This is a genomic window from Kineosporiaceae bacterium (assembly GCA_016713225.1).
Taxonomy (GTDB): Bacteria; Actinomycetota; Actinomycetes; order Actinomycetales; family Kineosporiaceae; genus JADJPO01.
In genome coordinates, this window is record JADJPO010000004.1 from 90,589 (window position 1) to 110,316 (window position 19,728).

General features: G+C 70.3%; 15 protein-coding genes. 7 read left to right on the forward strand and 8 right to left on the reverse strand.

Features of this window, described 5'->3' with window-relative positions; translation table 11 throughout:
- Positions 1-33: 33 nt before the first annotated feature.
- Genes IPK24_17005 through IPK24_17015 form a run of 3 tightly spaced genes read right to left on the reverse strand, consistent with a single transcriptional unit; the run spans position 34 to position 3,001 of the window.
- Positions 34-1,020: an NADPH:quinone oxidoreductase family protein gene (locus IPK24_17005; GenBank protein MBK8077215.1), complete on the reverse strand. Its 987-nt coding sequence runs from the start codon at positions 1,018-1,020 to the stop codon at positions 34-36.
- Between the two features lie 17 nt (positions 1,021-1,037).
- Entirely contained in the window at positions 1,038-1,856 is an 819-nt protein-coding gene (locus IPK24_17010; GenBank protein ID MBK8077216.1) for an SDR family oxidoreductase, read from the reverse strand.
- Positions 1,853-3,001: an acyl-CoA dehydrogenase family protein gene (locus IPK24_17015; protein ID MBK8077217.1), complete on the reverse strand. Its 1,149-nt coding sequence runs from the start codon at positions 2,999-3,001 to the stop codon at positions 1,853-1,855. Before IPK24_17015 ends, IPK24_17010 begins: the two co-directional genes overlap by 4 nt.
- 274 nt (positions 3,002-3,275) lie before the next feature.
- Here IPK24_17015 and IPK24_17020 point away from each other — a divergent pair, with 274 nt between their 5' ends.
- The 7 genes from IPK24_17020 (at position 3,276) to IPK24_17050 (ending at position 12,608) form a co-directional block, all read left to right on the forward strand.
- On the forward strand, positions 3,276-3,533 hold the full coding sequence (locus IPK24_17020; GenBank protein MBK8077218.1) for a hypothetical protein: 258 nt from the start codon (positions 3,276-3,278) through the stop codon (positions 3,531-3,533).
- 210 nt (positions 3,534-3,743) lie between these two features.
- On the forward strand, positions 3,744-4,697 hold the full coding sequence (locus IPK24_17025; GenBank protein ID MBK8077219.1) for a sulfide/dihydroorotate dehydrogenase-like FAD/NAD-binding protein: 954 nt from the start codon (positions 3,744-3,746) through the stop codon (positions 4,695-4,697).
- Positions 4,694-6,256 carry an NADPH-dependent glutamate synthase gene (gltA, locus tag IPK24_17030; GenBank protein ID MBK8077220.1) on the forward strand — a complete coding sequence of 521 codons (1,563 nt, stop codon included), beginning with the start codon at positions 4,694-4,696 and terminating at the stop codon, positions 6,254-6,256. The genes IPK24_17025 and gltA overlap by 4 nt, the downstream gene beginning before the upstream one ends.
- Positions 6,253-8,163, forward strand: coding sequence for a 2-oxoacid:acceptor oxidoreductase subunit alpha (locus tag IPK24_17035; GenBank protein MBK8077221.1), 1,911 nt, complete (start codon positions 6,253-6,255; stop codon positions 8,161-8,163). Before gltA ends, IPK24_17035 begins: the two co-directional genes overlap by 4 nt.
- Positions 8,160-9,164: a 2-oxoglutarate oxidoreductase gene (locus tag IPK24_17040; protein MBK8077222.1), complete on the forward strand. Its 1,005-nt coding sequence runs from the start codon at positions 8,160-8,162 to the stop codon at positions 9,162-9,164. Before IPK24_17035 ends, IPK24_17040 begins: the two co-directional genes overlap by 4 nt.
- Positions 9,157-11,433, forward strand: coding sequence for a hypothetical protein (locus tag IPK24_17045; GenBank protein MBK8077223.1), 2,277 nt, complete (start codon positions 9,157-9,159; stop codon positions 11,431-11,433). Before IPK24_17040 ends, IPK24_17045 begins: the two co-directional genes overlap by 8 nt.
- A 284-nt stretch (positions 11,434-11,717) precedes the next feature.
- Positions 11,718-12,608: an acyl-CoA thioesterase II gene (locus IPK24_17050; protein ID MBK8077224.1), complete on the forward strand. Its 891-nt coding sequence runs from the start codon at positions 11,718-11,720 to the stop codon at positions 12,606-12,608.
- Between the two features lie 34 nt (positions 12,609-12,642).
- On the opposite strand, the gene IPK24_17055 is transcribed toward IPK24_17050, so the two are convergent.
- From IPK24_17055 to IPK24_17075, 5 genes are all read right to left on the reverse strand, one after another.
- On the reverse strand, positions 12,643-13,392 hold the full coding sequence (locus IPK24_17055) for an SDR family oxidoreductase (GenBank protein ID MBK8077225.1): 750 nt from the start codon (positions 13,390-13,392) through the stop codon (positions 12,643-12,645).
- Positions 13,393-13,464: 72 nt separating this feature from the next.
- Complete coding sequence (locus tag IPK24_17060) at positions 13,465-15,231, reverse strand: alpha/beta fold hydrolase (protein ID MBK8077226.1); 1,767 nt, start codon at positions 15,229-15,231, stop codon at positions 13,465-13,467.
- Positions 15,231-16,397 carry an acetyl-CoA C-acyltransferase gene (locus IPK24_17065; protein ID MBK8077227.1) on the reverse strand — a complete coding sequence of 389 codons (1,167 nt, stop codon included), beginning with the start codon at positions 16,395-16,397 and terminating at the stop codon, positions 15,231-15,233. The genes IPK24_17060 and IPK24_17065 overlap by 1 nt, the downstream gene beginning before the upstream one ends.
- An 81-nt stretch (positions 16,398-16,478) precedes the next feature.
- A complete protein-coding gene (locus IPK24_17070) occupies positions 16,479-18,110 on the reverse strand; it encodes a long-chain fatty acid--CoA ligase (GenBank protein MBK8077228.1) in 1,632 nt (543 codons plus the stop codon).
- A gap of 2 nt (positions 18,111-18,112) precedes the next feature.
- The gene (locus IPK24_17075; GenBank protein ID MBK8077229.1) at positions 18,113-19,627 is read right to left on the reverse strand and encodes a long-chain-fatty-acid--CoA ligase; all 1,515 of its coding nucleotides are present in this window, start codon (positions 19,625-19,627) and stop codon (positions 18,113-18,115) included.
- Positions 19,628-19,728: the final 101 nt, after the last annotated feature.

Here is a 19,728-nt window from a genome sequence, read left to right on the forward strand (position 1 = left end):
CGCCCGACCCGGCCCACCCGGCCCGTGGAGGGCTCAGGTCGGCAGCACCACCAGGCGCCCGGTCGTGGACCCCTCACCGAGCCGGCGCAATCCGTCGGCCGCATCGGCCAACGACAACTGCTCGGTGACCAGCGGACGCACCGCGCGCGCCGAGGACAATCGCACCAGGTCGTCGTGGCAGCGGGCGACCAGCTGTGGCGCCTTCGTGCGGTAGAGCCCCCAGTGCAGCCCCAGGATCGAGTAGTTCTTGACCAGCGCATGGTTGAGCGCCGGCGTCGGGATCTTGCCGCTGGCGAACCCGACCAGCACGATCCGCCCCTCGAACGCCACCACCTTGGTCGAGACCTCGAACGCCTCGCCCCCCACCGGATCGAACACCACGTCGGCACCGTGCCCGTCGGTGGCCTTCAGGACGGCCTCGCGCACGTCGGTGGTGCTGCGATCGATGACCGTGCCGCACCCCAGCCTGCGCGCGGCCTCGACCTTGCCGGCATCGCCGACGACACCGATCACCCGCGCGCCCGCCGCGAGCGCCAGTTGCACGGCAGCGCTGCCCACTCCCCCGGCCGCGGCGTGCACCAGGACGTGCTCCCCGACGCGCAGTGCCGCCCGGCGGTAGAGCGCGAACCAGGCGGTCTGATAGGCGATGTGCATCGCCGAGGCGTGGACGTCGTCCAGCCCCGGGGGCGCCGGCATGACCTCGGACGCCGCGCAGATCGCATGGGTCGCCAGGGCGCCGTGCGGCAGGGTCACCGTGCCGATCACCCGCTCGCCCACCTGATGCGGCGAGACCCCCTCGCCGACGGCGACCACCAGGCCGCACAGCTCGAGACCCGGGGTGAACGGCAGCTCGGGCCGGTCCTGGTAGTGACCTCGGGCCAACAGGACATCAGCGAAATTGAGGGCACCGGCCCACACCTCGACCAGCACCTGGCCCGGGCCGGGCTCGGGCACCGGCAGCTCGACGAGCTGCATCACCTCGGCAGGTTCGCCGAGGGCAGGGACCTGCCATGCCCGCATGGATGTCGCAATACTGCTCATCCGCTCGCCCGACCTCCTGTCAGCCCACCGGCCATGCTCACTCCCCCGTCCACCACGAGCGTCTGACCGGTGATCCATGACGCATCGGGCGAGGCCAGGAACGCTACCGCGGCAGCGACGTCCTGTGGCACTCCCAGCCTGCCCAGCGGGTAGCTCGCTGCGACGTCTGTCTCTCGGCCCTCGTACAGCAGCCGCGCGAAGGCCGTCTTGACCACCGCGGGCGCGACGGCGTTCACGCGGACAGCGGGGGCGAGTTCCAGGGCCAGCTGCGCGGTGACATGGATCAAGGCAGCCTTGCTGGCGCCGTAGGCGCCCAGCGGCGGCGCCGGGGCGAGACCGGCGACCGAGGTGATGTTGACCACAGCGGCGCCCTCGCGCCGGCCGAGCCCGGCCTCCAGGGCCAGACCGGTCCAGGCGATGCTCGCCCCCACGTTGACCGCGAAGGTCTTGGCCAGCGCGTCCGGGTCGGTGGCGATGAGCGGGCCGGCGATCGGGTTGATGCCGGTGTTGTTCACCAGCACGTCGAAGCCCCCGAAGGTCTCGACCAGCATGGTGACGGCCTCGCGGCGGTGCTCGTCGTCGTCCGCCCGGCCGGCGATCGCGATCGCGTGGCGCGGGCCGCCGAGCGCCGCCACCGCCTCGGCGAGCGCCTCGGCGCCGCGGGCGGTGATCCCGACCCGGGCGCCCTCGGCCACCAGGCGCTCGGCGATGGCCAGCCCGATACCCCGGCTGGCCCCGGTGACCAGGGCGACCCGGCCCTCGAAGCGCCGCGGCGCGCCCGGCCGCGCCGCGCCGTGGCCCTCGACCGGGTTCACAGCCCGAGGTCCCGACCGATGAGCTCCTTCATGATCTCGTTCGAGCCCGCCCAGATCTCGGTCACCCGGGCGTCCCGCCAGGCCCGGGCCACGCGGTACTCGTTCATGAAGCCGTAGCCGCCGTGCAATTGGACGCACACGTCCAGCACGTCGTTCTGCACCTGGGCGCTCCACCATTTCGCCTTGGCGGCGTCGATGGCGCTCAGTTCGCCGGCCACGTGCGCCATCACGCACTGGTCGACGAAGGCCTGGGTCACCTCGACGGCGGTGACCAGCTCGGCGATCTTGAACTTGTTGTGCTGGAAGGTGCCGATCGCCTGACCGAAGGCCTTGCGCTGCTTGGTGTACTCGATCGTCTCGGCCAGGATCGTGCTCACATGGGCGATGTTGCAGACGGCCGCCCCGAGCCGCTCCTGGGGCAGACGCTCCATCATGTGGATGAAGCCGCGGCCCTCGGTGCCGATCAGGTTCGCGGCGGGCACCCGGACGCCGGAGAAGAACAGCTCGGCGGTGTCGGACTCGTCCTGACCGACCTTGTCGAGCTTGCGGCCGCGGCTGAACCCCGCCATCCCGGTCTCGACGGCGAACAGCGAGATGCCCTTGGCGCCCTGGGCCGGGTCGGTCCGTGCCGCGACGATCACCAGGTCGGCGCCGTAGCCGTTGGTGATGAAGGTCTTGGAGCCGTCGAGCACCCAGACGTCGCCGTCGCGCACCGCGGTGGTCTTCAAGGCCGCCAGGTCGGAGCCACCACCCGGCTCGGTCATGCCCATGGCGGTGACGATCTCGCCCGCAGCGAAGCCGGGCAACCATCGCTGCTTCTGCTCCGGTGTCGTCAGCTCGACCAGATAGGGAGCGTTCACGTCGCAATGGATGCCCAGGCACGAGCTGAAGGCTGCCGACACGGCCGACAACTCCTCGGCGAAGACCGCGGTGAACCGGTAGTCGTGGCCCACGCCACCACCGCCGTACTCCTCGGGTACCTGCAACCCCAGGAAGCCCTGTCTGCCGGCCTCCAGCCAGATCTCGCGGGGGATGGCCTTGGCCGCGATGAACTCCTCGTGGCGGGGCCGGACGTGACGGTCGAGGAACTCGCGCACCGAGGCGCGCAGGGCGTGATGCTCGTCGGTGAAGATGGTGCGCCGCATGGCGGCCTCCAGCGAACTGGTCGAGTCGAACTGTCGGATGGAGCTGTCGGATGGAGCTGTCGAATGGAGCGGGTGTCCGTTCCCGATGAGTCTTGCACCGACGTCCGACAGCCGATGATGAACCTCGACACGCACTCACGACAGAAGCCGGCGTGAGTGAGCTGAAAGTGACCGAGGGATCACAGTGCGTCGATGATCCCCTCGAGCGAGCAGGGTCCGACGATGCCGGACGGCGTCCCCGAACCCGAGACACGTTTCTCGACAACGGATCTGGATGCGAACCACCGGCCCCGTGCCGGCCGCGGTGGACACGCCCGCGCTGCACGCAGCGGTACTCGCCTACGCCAGCGACTACTCGATGCTCGAGCCGGTGCTGCGCCGCCACGGCCACACCTTCGCCGAACCGGGCATCAAGATGGCGAGCCCCTCGGCCCAGGCCGCCCGAGGGCTGGGTCTGTCGCGGATCTTCACCCGCGACGGCCTCCTGGCGGCCTCGGTGGCCCAAGAGGGCATGATCCGCGTCCCCGGCTGACGCCACCGAACCGACTCCACTGCCGTCCGTCGCACAACTCCCGCCGCTGGGCCGACATCGGCAGGATCCATCGGCGACGCCCGCACGAGGACGCACTGTTCAATGAAATTGCCCCCGACCCGACGGTCGGCCTCACCGGCGCAGCTGCCGGGGGAGCCGCCCGCCCGTGGGGCCTGAACACAATGGCGTGCTCGGCTCCAGGGAGCTCTCATGCAACGTGCGTCCCGTCGTCGCCCCGGTGGCTCTCGTGCCCGCGGGGTTCCTGCCAGTTCCTTCGAGATCGTGGCCAGGCAGGACTTCTCCGACGTCAGCTATCTGCTCGAGGTGCACCACCCGCTGATGGCACGGGCCGCCCTGCCGGGGCAATTCGTCATCGTGATGTCCCATCCCGAGGGCGAGCGCATCCCGCTGACCCTGGCCGACTTCGATCGCGAGGCGGGCACCATCACCCTGGTGGTGCAGGCGGTCGGCAAGTCCACCCTCGAGCTGCAGCGCGACGCCCAGGTGGGCACCACGCTCTACGGGATCGCCGGCCCGCTGGGCATGCCCAGCCCGATCCACCGGCTGCGCACGGTGATCTGTGTGGGCGGCGGGCTGGGCGTGGCCCCGACGTTCCCGCAGGCGCGGGCGTTCCACGAGAACGGCACCCGGGTGGTCGGCGTCCTCGGATTCCGCAGCGCAGGGCTGGTGTTCTGGGAGGACAAGTTCCGTGAGGTCTGTGACGACCTGATCCTGTGCACCGACGACGGGTCTGCCGGCATCCAGGGTCGCGTCACCGACGGGCTGACCCTGGCGCTGGACAGCTACGACGACGTCGACGAGGTGGTGGCGATCGGCCCGCCGGTGATGATGGCCGCCTGCGCCGAGGTCACCCGGCCACGCGGCGTCCGCACCAGCGTCAGTCTCAACCCGATCATGGTCGACGGCACCGGTATGTGCGGCGGCTGCCGGGTGCGACTGAAGGACGGCGTCAAGTTCGCCTGCGTCGACGGCCCCGACTTCGACGCCCACCAGGTCGACTTCGCCGAGCTGATCAACCGGCTCGGCAGCTTCCGCCCCACGGAATCCCAGGCCGTGGACGCCTGGGAACACTCCTGTCAGCGCGCCGAGCAGGCCTCTGCCGAGACCCTGGTCTCCGGCCTGCCGACCGACGGAAAGGCCTGACCGTGGCGGCCAAGCGGACCATCCGCACCATTCCTCAGGAGCGCACACCCGCTCGCGAGCAGGATCCCGCCGAACGGGCTCGCAATTTCTCCGAGGTGACTCTGGGCTACAACGAGGCCGAGGCCACCCGGGAGGCACAGCGGTGCCTGGACTGCGCCGACCCGGTCTGCATCCGCGGCTGCCCGGTGTCCATCGACATCCCCACCTTCATCCGCAAGATCAATGCGGGCGATCCGCGGGGCGCGTACGACACCATCGCCGAGTCCAATCTGCTGCCCGCGGTCTGCGGGCGGGTGTGCCCGCAGGAGAACCAGTGCGAGGGCGTCTGCACCGTCGCCGACTCCCTGGAGCCGGTGGCGATCGGGCGGCTGGAGCGCTACATCGGTGACCTGGCGATCGCCAACGACTGGGCGCGGCGTCCGCACATCGTCGCGACCGACCACCGGGTGGCCGTCGTCGGCTCCGGCCCGGCCGGCATGGCCTGCGCCGCCGACCTGGCCAAGGCCGGCTGCGAGGTCACCGTCTTCGAGGCCCTGCACCTGCCCGGCGGGGTGCTGCGCTATGGCATCCCCGACTTCCGGCTGCCCAACGAGGTGATCGACGCCGAGATCACCAATCTCGAGAAACTCGGCGTCCAGTTCATCACCAACACCGTGGTGGGTCGGTTGTTCACCATCGAGGACATGGTCACCGAGCTGGGCTTCGACGCGGTGTTCATCGGTACCGGCGCCGGGTACCCGACCATGTTGGGCATCCCGGGGGACTCGCTCAAGGGCGTGCTGTCGGCGAACGAACTGCTCACCCGGGCGAATCTGATGCACGCCCGGGAGTTTCCCGTCTACGACACCCCGATCCCGCTGGGCCGCGAGGTGGCAGTGGTCGGCGCCGGCAACACCGCGATGGACGCGATGCGGATGGGCATCCGGCTGGGCGCCGAGCGGGTGCACTGCATCTATCGGCGCTCGCGGGCCGAGGCCCCGGCCCGCGTGGAGGAGGTGCACCACGCCGAGCAGGAAGGCGTCGAGTTCCACTGGCTGACCAACCCGGTCGAGCTGCTGGACGACGGCACCGGCGCCGTACGCGGCATGCGCTGTGTGCAGATGGAGCTCGGCGAGCCCGATGCCTCCGGGCGACGCCGCCCGGTGCCGGTACCCGGCAGCGAGTTCGAGTTCGCCTGTGACCAGGTGGTCTTCGCCATCGGCACCAACGCCAACCCGATCATCGGTCAGACCTCGCAGCTGACCATGAACCAGCGGGGCTACCTCGAGGTCGACGAGACGATGGCCACCTCGATCATCGGCGTCTATGCCGGTGGCGACATCGTCACCGGCGCCGCCACCGTGATCGAGGCGATGGGCGCCGGACGACGGGCCGCCGCGGCCATCAAGGACTACCTCGCGATCCGCGATCCGCGCCGGCGCTACCGCGAGCCGGGCGAGCCGATCGTCTTCGGCCTGCCCGCCGGTGAGCGGAACTTCGCCCCGCTGCAGCTGGTCGCCGACCTGCCCGAGGACGTCGCCGAGACCGGCGACCGCAACGAGAGGACGCCGGCCCCATGAGCACCGTTTCCGAGGCGCAGGAGGCATCGGCCGGGGACACCGACCACGCCCGCGCCGGTGGCCCCAGCCTCACCCGGGTCACCGAGCACGTGGTGGAGATCATCAGCGACTCCGGTGAGGGCGCCCAACGGTGCGGCCAGTCCTTCGGCGCGATCGCCGCCCGCTCGGGGTACGGGATCTGGACCGTCGAGATCATTCCCGCCGAGATCCAGCCGCCGGCGCGCAGCGTCGCCGGGGCCAGCGGCAACCGGGTGCGGCTCGGGTCGGGCCGGATCACCAACGGTGGGGACGCCGCCGACCTGGTGGTGGCCTTCAACGAGCAGGTGCTGCTGGGCCGGGTCCGGATGAACGAGCTGCGCCCGGGCTGCACGATCCTGCTGGAGAACATGTGGCGCGAGCACCGCGACCCCGCGGTGGTGGCGTCCTACACCGAGACCTACGACGCCCTGGTCGCCGCCGGCTACCGGGTGATCGAGATCCCGATGGAACGCGAGTGCAAGAAGATCGTGCGTGACCCGCGCAAGGGCAAGAACATGTTCGCCCTCGGCATGCTCAGCGCCGTCTTCCGCTTCGATCTGGCGCTGGCGCGCGACCAGGTGGCGCTGACCTTTCGCAAGAAGTCGCGCCAGCTCATCGAGAGCAACACCCGCCTGCTCGAGGCCGGGTACGCCTGGGCGCAGGCCAACCTGCCCTTCGCCTTCGACATGCCCGCCACCCTGACCGCCGGCGACCAGATCGTGGTCAACGGCAACACCGCGCTGGCGCTGGGCGTGGTGGCCTCGGGCATGGAGATCTGCGCCATGTACCCGATCACGCCCGCCACCTCGGCCTCGCACTACCTGTCGGAGATCTTCGCCAAGGTCGGCGGGATGGTGCACCAGGCCGAGGACGAGATCGCGGCCTGCACCTTCGCCATCGGCGCCTCCTACGCCGGCAAGTGCGCGGTGACGATCACGTCCGGGCCGGGGTACTCGCTCAAGCAGGAAGCCATCGGGCTGGCGGTGATGGGCGAGATCCCGCTCGTCGTGGTGAACGTGCAGCGCGGGGGGCCGAGCACCGGCCAGCCCACCAAGGTCGAGCAGGGCGACCTGATGACCACCATCTTCGGCAGCCACGGTGACGCCCCCAAGGTGGTGATCGCCCCGAGCACGATCGAGGACTGCTTCTACTCGGTGATCGCGGCGCGACGGATCGCCGAGACCTTCAACATGGTGGTCGTCGTCCTGTCGGACGCGAGCCTGGCCACCGCGCAACAACCCTTCCCCCGGCCCCGGTTCGACCCGGCGTGGCTGGCCCCGCCGGTCGACCAGAGCCAGGTGCCCGAGGGCCTGGCGCCGTACGCCTGGGACGCCGACACGGGGCTCGCCCGCCGGTTCGTCCCCGGCCAGCCGGGAGGGATGTACACCATGACCGGTCTGGCTCACGACGCCGAGGCCGGGGTGGCCTACGACCCGGCGTCCAACGAGCAGGGAATGCACGCTCGAAGCCTCAAACTCGCGGCGCTGCAACGCACCCTGGTCACCCCACCGGTGGTGGGCGGTGACTCGGGCGAGTTGTTGGTGATCGGCTGGGGCAGCACGAAGGGGGCGATCGAGGAGGCTGCAGCCCGGGCGCGCGAGGAGGGATTGCGGGTCTCGTCCCTGCACCTGCGCTTCGTCCACCCGTTGCCCGGTGGCCTGAAGGAGATCATGCAACGGTTCGAGCAGGTGATGACCGTCGAGGGCAACTGGAGCGACAACCCGGACGACCCGCTCATCGACGAGTCCAACCGGCGTCACTCATCGCTGGCGATGCTGCTGCGTTCGCGCTACCTGGTCGACGTCGACTCCTGGAGCGAGGTCGGCGGTAACCCGATCAAGCCCGGCACCGTGCACCGCGTGATCTCGAGGAAGGTGGGTCGGCGATGACCGAGCTGCTGCACAACGGCTCCACACCCCAGGGTGCGGCCGAGTCCCTGCTGCGGTTGTACGACGAGCGCGTCGAGATCGAGGGCTACCAGAAGGCCATTCCCCGATGGTGTTCGGGCTGCGGCGACAACGCGGTCCTCGCGGCGCTGCAACGGCTGCTGCGGGACGAGGGGCTGCGGCCGGAGAAGACCGTGTTCGTGTCCGGCATCGGGTGCTCGAGCCGGTTGCCGCACTACATGAACACCTACGGCTTCCACGGCATCCACGGTCGCTCGCTGCCGGTGGCCGAGGGCATCCGGCTGGCCCGGCCCGACCTGCACGTGTTCGTGAACACCGGGGACGGCGACTGCTTCAGCATCGGGGCCGCGCACTGGATCCACGCCATCCGCTACAACATGAAGATGGTCGTGATGGTCCACGACAACCAGATCTACGGCCTGACCAAGAAGCAGGCCTCCCCCACCTCGCCGACGAACACCATCTCCAACACCACCCCTCGCGGGTCGCGGCTCGAGGCCCTGAACCCGCTGACGGTCACCCTCGGCATCCAGAACGTCTCGTTCGTGGCCCAGGCTGCCGACTGGATCCCCGAGGTGCTCTACGACATCGTGCAGGCCGCCTTCCACCACGACGGGCTCGCCTTCGTCCGCATCATCCAGCGCTGCCCGGAGTGGATGCCGTCGCTGCTGGACCCGTGGCTGCACGATCCGAGCCGGGTGCAGTTGCTGCACCACGAGAAGGCTCTCTCGCTGAGCTCGTCGACCAAGCTGCTCTATCGCAACACCCTCGAGCACGACCCGTCCGACATCCACCGGGCCCGCGAGGTGGCGTCCTCGACGGACCCGTTACCGATCGGCATCCTCTACCACGACCCGAGCGTGCCGCGGCACGACCAGATCCTGCGCGAGAACGTGACGCACTCCGCCGAATCGGTTCGCCGGCTGCTCGAGACCGAGTTCGACAAGTTCGCCGTGGCCGAGCGGGCAGGTTCGGATGAGTGAGATCGTCGAGGCCCTGCGCGCCAAGGCCCGCCAGCGCCGTCCGAACCGTCAGCAGGACCGGGCCGCGTTCTACCTCACCGGCCGGACGGCGCAGACCCAGCTCGGTGACGTCGCCGACCTCGGGTTGCGGGCCGCTCCGCTGGCCGCCTACCGGCGGCTGGAGGAGCTGCGCCACGACTTCCCGGTGATCCTCGTCGACGACCCGGTCCGGCCGGTGCGCGCCCTGTCGGCCGTGATCGACGACCTGGTGGACCTGGTGGTCGAGCAGGCGGGCAGCGACAGCGCCGAGCAGGTGCGAGCCGTGGCACTGGCCCTCGAGCAGGAACTGCGCCGCCGAGCCGAGGAGGGCGTGAGCCCGCTGGCGACGCGCTGGTCCGCGGCGGTGGCCGCCTCGCGCGAGCAGCTCAGTGAGTCGGACGACGCGCTGGCGTCGATCCTGGCCCAGCTCACCACCGCACGAGCCGCCGGCGGGCTGGACGGCGACCTGGTGGCGTGCACCACCGACAGCCCGCGGCGGATCGTCATCCACGCGTGGTCCGTCGTCCAGGCAGCCCGGGTGAGCCGGCTGGCCACCCGGATGGACCGGCTGCGCCGCGGGCTGGCCGACATCCTGGACGCCGAACAGGCCAACTCCCCCGCCGGCCTGACCCCGGACCGGTTGGCCCACTCGATCGGCATCGGGTTCGCCGACGAACTCGACGTCACGGCGCTGTCCCGGTTGCTCACCGAGAACCGGCCGGCCTTCGTGCTGTCCGACACCCGGCGGGCTCGGGTGCGCCGACTGCTGACGGTGCTCGAGGACCAGCAGTTCGTTCCGGTGGCCGGCCACGAGGGCTACCCGTTCGTCTACGAGACCCCGCGTGAGGCGATCGCTGCCCACCACGAACGGGTGTCGGCCACGACGGAGCTCGCCAAGGCGCTCGTGATCGCCGAGCTCGAGATCGACGGTCGCTACCACGGCCATACCCACGACGCCCTGTTCGAGACCTGGAGCGTCGCCGACCTGGACGCCGATCTGCTGGAGATGTTCCCGGAGTACCTGGTGCACTGCGACGCCGAGACCCTGGCCGCCGGGGACGACGTGGCGCTGCTCGAAGCGCTCTCGGACGGGCTGCCGATCAAGGCGCTGGTATGCGTCAACGACCTGGTCCCGCACCGGATCAACCAGAGTGCCAGTGGGTTGTCGGCCCGATTGATGACCGGTGCCGCCCTCGGCGACGGCGAGGCGTTCGTGCTGCAGGTGCCGATCTCGGCGCTGGCGGTGGCCGCCGGCCAGGTGGCCCGGGGGTGTGCCACCCCCGGATCGGCGCTGTTCACCGTCTACACCGGTGCCGGTCAGTGGATGGGCGACCTGCCCCCCTTCATCGCGGCAGCCGCGGCACTCGAGTCGCGGGTGTTCCCGGCCTACTGCTACGACCCGGCCGCCGGGCCGACCTGGGCCGACCGGTTCAGCCTGCGCGGCAACCCGCAGCTCGAGGCCGACTGGCCGGTGCACTCGTTGGAGTTCGCCGACGAGGAGCTGCAGCGACAGCGGGTCGAGCTGCCCTTCACCGCGGCCGATCTGTTCGCCGGCGACGCCCGGTTCCTCCCTCACCTGGCGCTGGCCGGCGACGACGAGAGCAGCGGCACCGAGGTGCCGTTCGCCGAGCACCTGGCCAAGGGCACCGACGCCTGGGCCGGTGAGCTGCCCTACCTGCTGATGGCCGATGCCGAGGAGGGGCTGCACCGGGTCCTGGTGGACCGGCCGATGCTGCGCCTGGCCGGGCGCACGGTCGGGCAGTGGCGACGCCTGCAGGAGCTGGGCGGCGTCCACAGCTCTTTCGCGGCGCGAGCAGTGGAGGTCGAGCGCGCCCAGTGGGAGATCGAGCGCGCCGAGCTGCTGACGGCCCGGACGACGTCCGGCGCGGTTGCGGTGACCGGGTCGGTGCCGGGCGCAGCGCCGTCCGGGGCGGGTGCCGTGCCTGCTGCCGCCGCGGTCGCCGTCGAGGACGAGGACGACGAACTGCCCGACGAGCGTGACCCGTACCTGCCCTGGATCGAGACGGCACGGTGTTCGACGTGCAATGAGTGCACGCAGCTCAACAACCGGATGTTCGCCTACAACGAGAACCGCCAGGCCTATGTCGCCGACCCGGACGCCGGGACCTACGCCGAGCTCGTCGAGGCCGCCGAGAACTGCCAGGTCGCGATCATCCACCCCGGCAAGCCCCGCAACCCGGCCGAGCCAGGCCTGGAGGAACTGCTCGAGCGCGCCAAGCCTTTCGTCTGAGACGCGCTCCTGGTGACGTGACGGGCGGCGAAACTCGCGCCCGGAAGCTTGCCGCGCCTCGGGCCGTTCGGTGACGACGGTGCCCCACGCGGCGTCCGCCACGAGCCGTCGGACGAATCGGTGTCGCTCACCCCGGCGTCGGGTACCGACGTGCGACGGCCGATGATGGCCCTGGACACGCGAGGACAGGAGATGACGTGACAGAGCAGCACGTGACCGGGGGACCACAGCCCGTCGACTCGACGCCACCGGACGAGCACCCGGACCGCGCGGGCGCGGACGACGTGGCGCCGTCCGGCACGCTGGAGGGCCTGGTGCAGCTGCTCGACCTGCGCGCCGAGCCCCGGCTGGGCGCCGACACCTTCATCGGCGAGAGCCAGCCGCAGCCCTGGGGCCGGATCTACGGCGGCCAGGTACTGGCCCAGGCGCTGGTGGCGGCTCAACGCACCGTCGACCCGATCGGGCTCGATCGCCCGGTGCACTCGATGCACGCCTACTTCCTGCGCGCCGGGGACGACCGCGAACCGATCACCTTCGGTGTCGAACGGCTGCGCGACGGCCAGTCGTTCTCGGCACGACGGGTCCTGGCGATGCAGTACGGCCGCGCGATCCTCACCCTGGCCGCCTCGTTCCAGGCACCGGGTGAGGGTCTGGACCATGCCGAGCCCATGCCGGACGACGTGCCGCCCCCGGAGCAGCTGCCGACCCTGGCCGAGCGCTATGCGCACATCACCGACGAGGGGCCGCGGCGGTGGCTGCGTCAGCGTCCGATCGATCTGCGTCACGTCACCCCGCCCGCCTACGTCGAGCCGGCTCCCGGGCAGGTGGCCCGCCAGCAGCTCTGGCTGCGCACGCACGGCCCGCTCACCGGCGCGCAGGACGTCCCCGCGCTGCACGCAGCGGTGCTCGCCTATGCCAGCGACTATTCCCAGCTCGAGCCGGTGTTGCGCCGCCACGGCGTGATGTTCGCGTTGCCGGGCCTGCGGGTGGCCAGTCTCGATCACGCCATGTGGTTCCACCGTCCGGTGCGCGCCGATGAGTGGCTGTTCGTGGACGTGACCAGCCCCAGCGCCCAAGGCGCCCGGGGCCTGGGCACCAGCCGGTTCTACACCCGGGACGGTGTGCTGGTCGCGTCGGCCGCGCAGGAGGGCATGGTCCGCGTGCCGCCTCGGTGAGAGCAGCACGCGGACCCATCGTCGGCCGTCGGGCTCACATCATCAACAGGCCACCGGCGACCGGCAACAACGCGCCGGTGATGTAGCCGGCCTTGTCCGAGCACAGGAACTGCACTGCCTCGGCGATGTCCTCGGGCGAGCCCATCTTCTTCATGGGCACCATGTCGAGGACCGCCTGCAGGATCTCGGCAGGCAGCTTGCCGGACATCTCGGTCTCGATGGCGCCCGGGATCACGCAGTTGACCGTGATCCCCTTGCCGGCCGTCTCGAGGGCGAGCGTTTTGGTCAGGCCGAACAGGCCCGACTTGGCCGCGGCGTAGTTCGACTGGCCGATCCGCCCGGTCTCACCCACGAACGAGCTGATGTTGACGATGCGGCCGAAACCGCTCTCGATGAAGTGCGGCAGGGCAGCCTTGGCCAGGAAGAACGGCCCGTACAGGTTGGTCTTGATGACCTGGTCCCAGTCGAGCAGCTGCATCTTGATCGCCGTGCGGTCACGCACGATGCCGGCGTTGTTCACCAGGTAGTCGAGCCGGCCGTGCTCGCGCACCACGGCGTCCACAACGCTCTGGCAGTCGGTGGGGTTGGCCACATTGGCGTGCCGGACCTCGATGTCCAGGCCGTCGGCGGCGGCCTGCTTGGCGTAGTCCTCGGCCGAGTCGGCGTGGCTGTTGTACACCGCGACGACCTTGGCGCCGCCGGCGGCCAGCACACGCGAGATGGAGGCACCGATACCCCGCGTCCCGCCGGTCACCAGGGCAACTCGGGTCTCAGTCGTGCTCATCGGGTACTCCTCTTCTTCCGCGCAGCGGCGGTCTCGCAGATCCGGTGGGGGTCGGGTGAACTGTCGTGGATCTCATTGCCGGACATAGGTTCCCGGTGCCTTCTCCAGCACGGGGTGAGCGGCGTTGCCGAGCTTGGCGGGGGCGCGCCGCCGCCGTCCGGAGCGCTCGCCGAGCCATTGGACCCAGTGCTCCCACCAGGTGCCCTCGTGGCGTTGCGCCCCGGCGAACCACTCGTCGGGGTCGGCCGGGGTGGCCGGGTTGACGTAATAGGCCAGGCCCCGGTGGCTGGGAGCGGCCACCAGGCTCTGCACGTGCCCGCTGGAGCAGAGCACGAACTCGCTACTGCCGCCGACCATCTGGGTGGTGCGGTAACAGCCGCCCCACGGGGTGATGTGATCGGTCAGCCCGCCGACCACGTAGGTGTCGATGTCGATCGCGGAGATGTCGACCGGGGTGTCCAGGATGCGCACGCGGCCGGGGGTGGCCAGCTGGTTCTCGGTGACGATCTCGAGCAGTTCGTGGTGCAGTTGCGCCGGCAGCCGGGTGGTGTCGGCGTTCCAGGCCAGGATGTCGAAGGCCGGCGGCTCCTTGCCCAGCAGGTAGTTGTTGACCCAGTAGTTCCAGATCAGTTCGTTGGGTCGCAGCCAGGCGAAGACCTGGGCCATCTTCCACCCGTCGAGCACACCCTGCTTGCCCGACATCCGCTTGGCCGCCGCCACGGTGCGCGGCGAGGCGAACAGCAGGATCTCGGCGTCCACCTTGCTGTCCAACAGGGTGACCAGGGTGGTCGCCGAGTGGATCCGCCGGTCCCCGTGCTCGGCCAGGATCGCAGCCAGGATCGAGACCATCATCCCGCCGGCACAGCCGCCCATGACGTTGACGTCCGCGCTGCGCGAGACCTCGCGGACGACGTCCACCGCCTCGAGCGCCTGCGCCGCGTAGGCGTCGAAGCCCCAGTCCCGCTGCGCCTTGGTCGGGTTACGCCAGCTGATGCCGTAGACCTGGATGCCGTGCTGCAGCAGGTACTCGTACATGCTGCGCCCGGGCGCGAGATCGAGAGCGTAGTACTTGTTCACCTGCGGCGGGATCACCAGCATCGGCCGCGCGTACACCTGGGGCGTCTGCGGGGTGTACTGGATCACCTCCATCATCTCGGTGCGGTGGATCACCGCACCGGGGGTGACGGCCAGGTTCTCGCCGACCCGGAACGGCTTGCGGTTCACCTGCGAGGGCATCGCGTGATTGCGCCGGACGTCGTGCACCAGGTGGCCGGCGCCGCGCACGATGCTGCGGCCCCGGGTGCGCTTCAGCTCGCGCAGGGCGACCGGGTTGGTGAGCAGGTTGTTCGTCGGGGCGAGCCCCTCGCGGATCAGGTGGATGACGAACTCGACCTTCTCCACGTCCTTCTGGTCCAGGCCCAGGTGCTCGACCACCTCGTCGGCCTCGTGGCCGAGGAACAGGTAGCCCTGCATCAGGGCGCGGAACAGCGGGTTGGTCTGCCAGACCGGGTCACGGAAGCGCTTGTCCCCCGGTTCGGGGGCCACCGGGGACTTTCCGGTGCCGATCCGCAGCAGGTGCCAGGCCGCGCGGGGGGTGCCCGCGACCAGAGCCTTGGGGTTGCGCAGCGAGCGCCGGCCCAGCACGCCCAGGCCGCTGATCGCATCGCGTAACCCGAAGCCCACGAACGGGCTCGGCCCGACGACGGCACCGGCGCCACCGGCCAGATGGGTCGCCGCGTGCTCGTCGTCCACGGCGTGAGCCGGATCCCCGGGCGAGGTGGACGGCGGCGTCGGCGTCCCCTCCTCCCCCGGGGAGTCCGACTCACGCGAGGTGGCCATCAGGCCAGCCGCTCCACCACGATGGCCATGCCCTGGCCACCGCCGACGCACATGGTCTCGAGCCCGACGGACTTGTCCTTGACCTTCAAGCCGTTGAGCAACGTGGTGAGGATGCGCACCCCGGTCATCCCGAACGGGTGACCCAACGCGATCGCGCCGCCGAGCGGGTTGAGCTTCTCGCTGAACGGGTCTACCCCCAGGCTGAGTGCCGAGGGGATCACCTGCGCGGCGAACGCCTCGTTGATCTCGAGGATGTCGACATCGTCGATGCTCATGCCCGCGCGCGCGAGCGCCTGCTGGGAGGACGCGATCGGGCCCAGGCCCATCAGCTCCGGCTCGAGCGCGCTGACCCCGGTCGAGATGATACGGGCGATCGGGGTGATGCCGAGTTCGGCGGCCCGGGTGTCGGACATGATCACCGTAGCGGCCGCCCCGTCGTTGAGCGGGCAGGAGTTGCCGGCGGTGACCTTGCCGTCGCGGCGGAAGACCGCGCGCAGACCGGCCAGGGACTCCATCGTGGTCTCGGGTCGGGGGCTGTCGTCGATGTCGGCAAGACGCCCCCCGGACAGCGGCACCGGGATGATCTCGTTCTCGAAGTAGCCCGCCTTCTGGGCGGCGACGGCGCGGCTGTGGCTCTGCACCGCCAACCGGTCCATGTCCTCGCGGCTGACGTTCTGCTCGTCGGCCACCCGCTCGGCGGTCAGGCCCATCGGCATGTAGGCGTTGGGCAGCCCCTCACGGTTGCCCTTGAACAGCCGCGGGTTCTGGGTCTCGGGCTGGTCGGCGTAGACGCCCAGTGGCGAGTGGGTGGTGGACTCGATGCCCACGCACACGAACGCATCGCCCTCACCGGCCTTGATGGCGTGGAAGGCCATCCGCACTGCCTGCAGTGAGGACGAGCAGTACCGGTTCACCGTCGTCCCCGGGGCGTTCACGCCGGCCAACAGGCTGACGATGCGGCCCATGTTGTGGGCCTGCTCGCCACCGGGCAACGCGCACCCGGCGATGACGTCGTCCACCGTCGTGCGGTCGAGCTGGGGGATGCGCCCCAGTACCTCGTCGACGACCAGCGCGCCGAGGTTGTCGGGGCGCTCGTCGATGAGCGATCCCCTCATGGCTCGGCCGATCGGCGTTCGGCCAATGGCGACGACCACAGCTTCTGGCATTGTGCGCTCCCGGTCTGTGCGAGTTGGTCTGGAGACGTTCTGGCGTTCGGTGGTGCAGTTCTGGCGGGGATCCGTTGGGGCTCAGCCGCTCTGGCCGGGTGCCGGTCCCCCCGATCGGACGTCGAGCTCGCCGTCTGCCAGGCGAGCTCGCAGCAACTTCTTGTCGTACTTGCCGACACTGGTGCGCGGCACCTCGTCGATGAAGGTCCACTTCTCCGGCAGCCACCACCGGGCCACCCGGCCGGTGAGGAACTCACGCAGTTCCTCGGGCGTCACGCGGGCGCCGCTGGTGGTGACGACGCACGCCAACGGGCGCTCCCCCCAGCGCTGGTCCGGGGCTGCGATCACCGCCACCTCGCGCACCGCGGGGTGCTCCAGCAGGGCCGCCTCGAGGTCCAGCGACGAGATCCACTCGCCACCGGACTTCACGACGTCCTTGGCCCGGTCACTGATCCGCACGAACCCTCGGGGATCGATCGACCCGACGTCGCCGGTGCGCAGCCAGCCGTCGTGGAACTTGTCCGGCGTGGGGTCGAGGTAGTACGCCTGCGTGACCCACGGCCCGCGCACCTCGATCTCGCCCACGGCGACGCCGTCACGGGCCAGTACCTCGCCCTCCGAACCGGTGATGCGCACCTCGACCCCGCCGAGCACCTGCCCGGCCGTGGCACGTAGGTCCAGCGACTGCTCCGGTGTGGCGTGCTTGGGCGGGAAGGCCAGCGAGGCCACGGGGCTGGTCTCGGTCAGGCCCCACCCCTGCACCACCAGGACGCCGAGTTCGGACTGGTAGGCCTCGATGAGCGCGCGCGGCACGGCCGCGCCACCGCACATGATCATGCGCAGCGAGTCGAGGCCGAGAGTGTCGCTCCCCAGGCCGAGCATGTCCCACCACACCGTCGGCACCGCCGCGGCCATGGTGACCTGCTCGTCGGCGATCAACCGGGCCAGCCGCGGCGGGCTCGCGAAGGCCCCGGGCAGCACCAGATCGGCACCGACCATCCAGCAGGCGTACGGCAGACCCCAGGCGTTGCCGTGGAACATCGGCACCACCGGCAGCACGCGGTCGCGCTGGTTCAGGCCCAGCGCCTCACCCGAGGAGACCCCCAGGCTGTGCAGGAACGTCGACCGGTGGCTGTACACCACACCCTTGGGCGGCCCGGTGGTGCCGCTGGTGTAACACATCGCCGCGGCGGTCGACTCGGGCAGGTCCGGCCAGGCGAAGTCGGTGGGCTGCCCGTCGAGCAGGTCCTCGTACTCGATGGCCCCGGGAAGCAGCGACCGGTCGCCGTCACCGAAGACGATCAGGTGCTTCACCGTGGTCAGCTTGGGCAACGCCGGGGCGAGCGCCGGGGCCAGGCTGGCATCGACGAGCAGTGCCCGGTCCTCGGCGTGATTGATGATGTAGGCGATGTGCTCCGGGTCGAGCCGGATGTTGACGGTGTGCAACACCGCACCCGAACACGGCACCGCCAGGTAGGCCTCCTGGTGCTCCTGGGCGTTCCAGGCGAAGGTGCCCACCCGGTCGCCCGGGCCGATCCCCAGGCGGGCCAGGCCGTTCGCCAGCTGACCCGCGCGCGCGGCCAGGGCGACGAAGTCGATCCGGCGCGCCGAGTCCCGGGTCGCGGTCACCACCTGGCTGTCCGGATAGGTGTCGCGTCCGTGCTCGAGGATGTGCCGGATGGTCAACGGGAAGTCCGGCATGGTACTGCGCATGATCAACTCCCTGATACCTGAACCGTCTGGCCGGCCCAGAACGGCTCGCGCAGATCGCGTTTGAGGATCTTTCCGGCGGCCGACTTCGGCAGCGCCGCCTGACGCAGGTCGATCGACTTGGGCACCTTGAAGCCGGCGATGTGCCGGCGGCAGTGCTCGATCAGCTCCTCCTCGGTGACGCTGTCCTGCACCACCACGACCACCGCGTGCACGGCCTCGCCCCACTTGGCATCGGGGACGCCGAACACGGCCACCTCGTCGACGGCCGGGTGGGAGGCCAGGGCGTTCTCGACCTCGACCGAGTACACGTTCTCGCCACCGGTCACGATCATGTCCTTGGCCCGATCGACCAGGAAGATGTTCGAGGCCCCGTCCCGGTAGCCCAGATCGCCGGTGCGGTACCAGCCGTCGAGGAAGGCGTTCGCGGTCTCCTCCGGCTTGTTCCAATAGCCTTGCATCACGCTCGAACTGCGCACCATGAGCTCACCGACGTCGCTGGGTCCACACTCGCTGCCGCTCATGGTGTCGACCACCCGGACCTGCACGCCGACGGCCGGCTGGCCGCAGGTACCCACCAGATGGGTGTCGAGCAACCGCTCCTCGTGGGTCAGCAGGGTCGTGATCGGTGTGGTCTCGGTGGTGCCGTAGATGTGCATCAGCTCGGCGTCGGGAAAGGCCTCTCGCGCCCGGTGCAGGGTCTCGGCCGAGATCGGCGAGGCGCCGTGGCTGAGGTAGCGCAGCGAGCTGACGTCGCGCGGGTGGGCCAGCTGTTCCTTGGTGGCCGCGGCGAGCATGGTCGGCACCAGCAGGGTGTGGGTGACCTTCTCGTCCTCGATCAGCTGAACCGCCTTGCGGGCGTCGAAGCTCGGCATCAGCACGTGCTGACCGGCGTGCCAGAGCGTCGAGAAGATCGCCAAAGTGCCCCCGGTGTGGAACAGCGGCGAGGCGATCATCCACCGGGTGTCGACGTCGAACGGCCAGGTGGCCATCAGGTGCAACCCACTCGAGATCAGCCCGCGATGGGTGTGCATCGCCCCCTTGGGCAGACCGGTGGTGCCGGAGGTGTAGAACAACGCCGCGAGGTCGTCCTCGACGACCCCCTCCCCCAGTTCGACCTCCTCGGACGCCGCCAGGAGCGCCTCGTACTCGTCGGGGATGCGGATCACCCGCTCGACGCCCTCGGGCACCGGGAAGTCGCCCTCCATGAACACCACCCGGGCACCGGCATCGGCCAGCACCGCGGTGATCTCGGACGGGGCGAGCCTCGAGTTGACGGGAACGAACACACAGCCGGACGCCGGCACCGCGAGGTACAGCTCGAAGTAGCGATCGGAGTTCGGCCCGACCATGCCGACCCGGTCACCCTTGGCCAGACCAAGGTCACGCAGCGCGCCGGCCAGCCGACGACACCGCGCGGCGAGTTCGGCGTAAGTGCGTTCTCGGCCCTCGAAGACCAGCGCACGTCCGGTCGGATTGAGGCGCTCGGCGCGGTCGAGAGGAGCAGCAAACGTATACATGCGGTGCGCCTCCGTACAGTCGACGGGCAAACGGTCCGGCGGGGGACCCGCCGGCGGACGAGTGGGCCTGCGCATCGTGCGGAGCAAGCGACTGCTGCGAT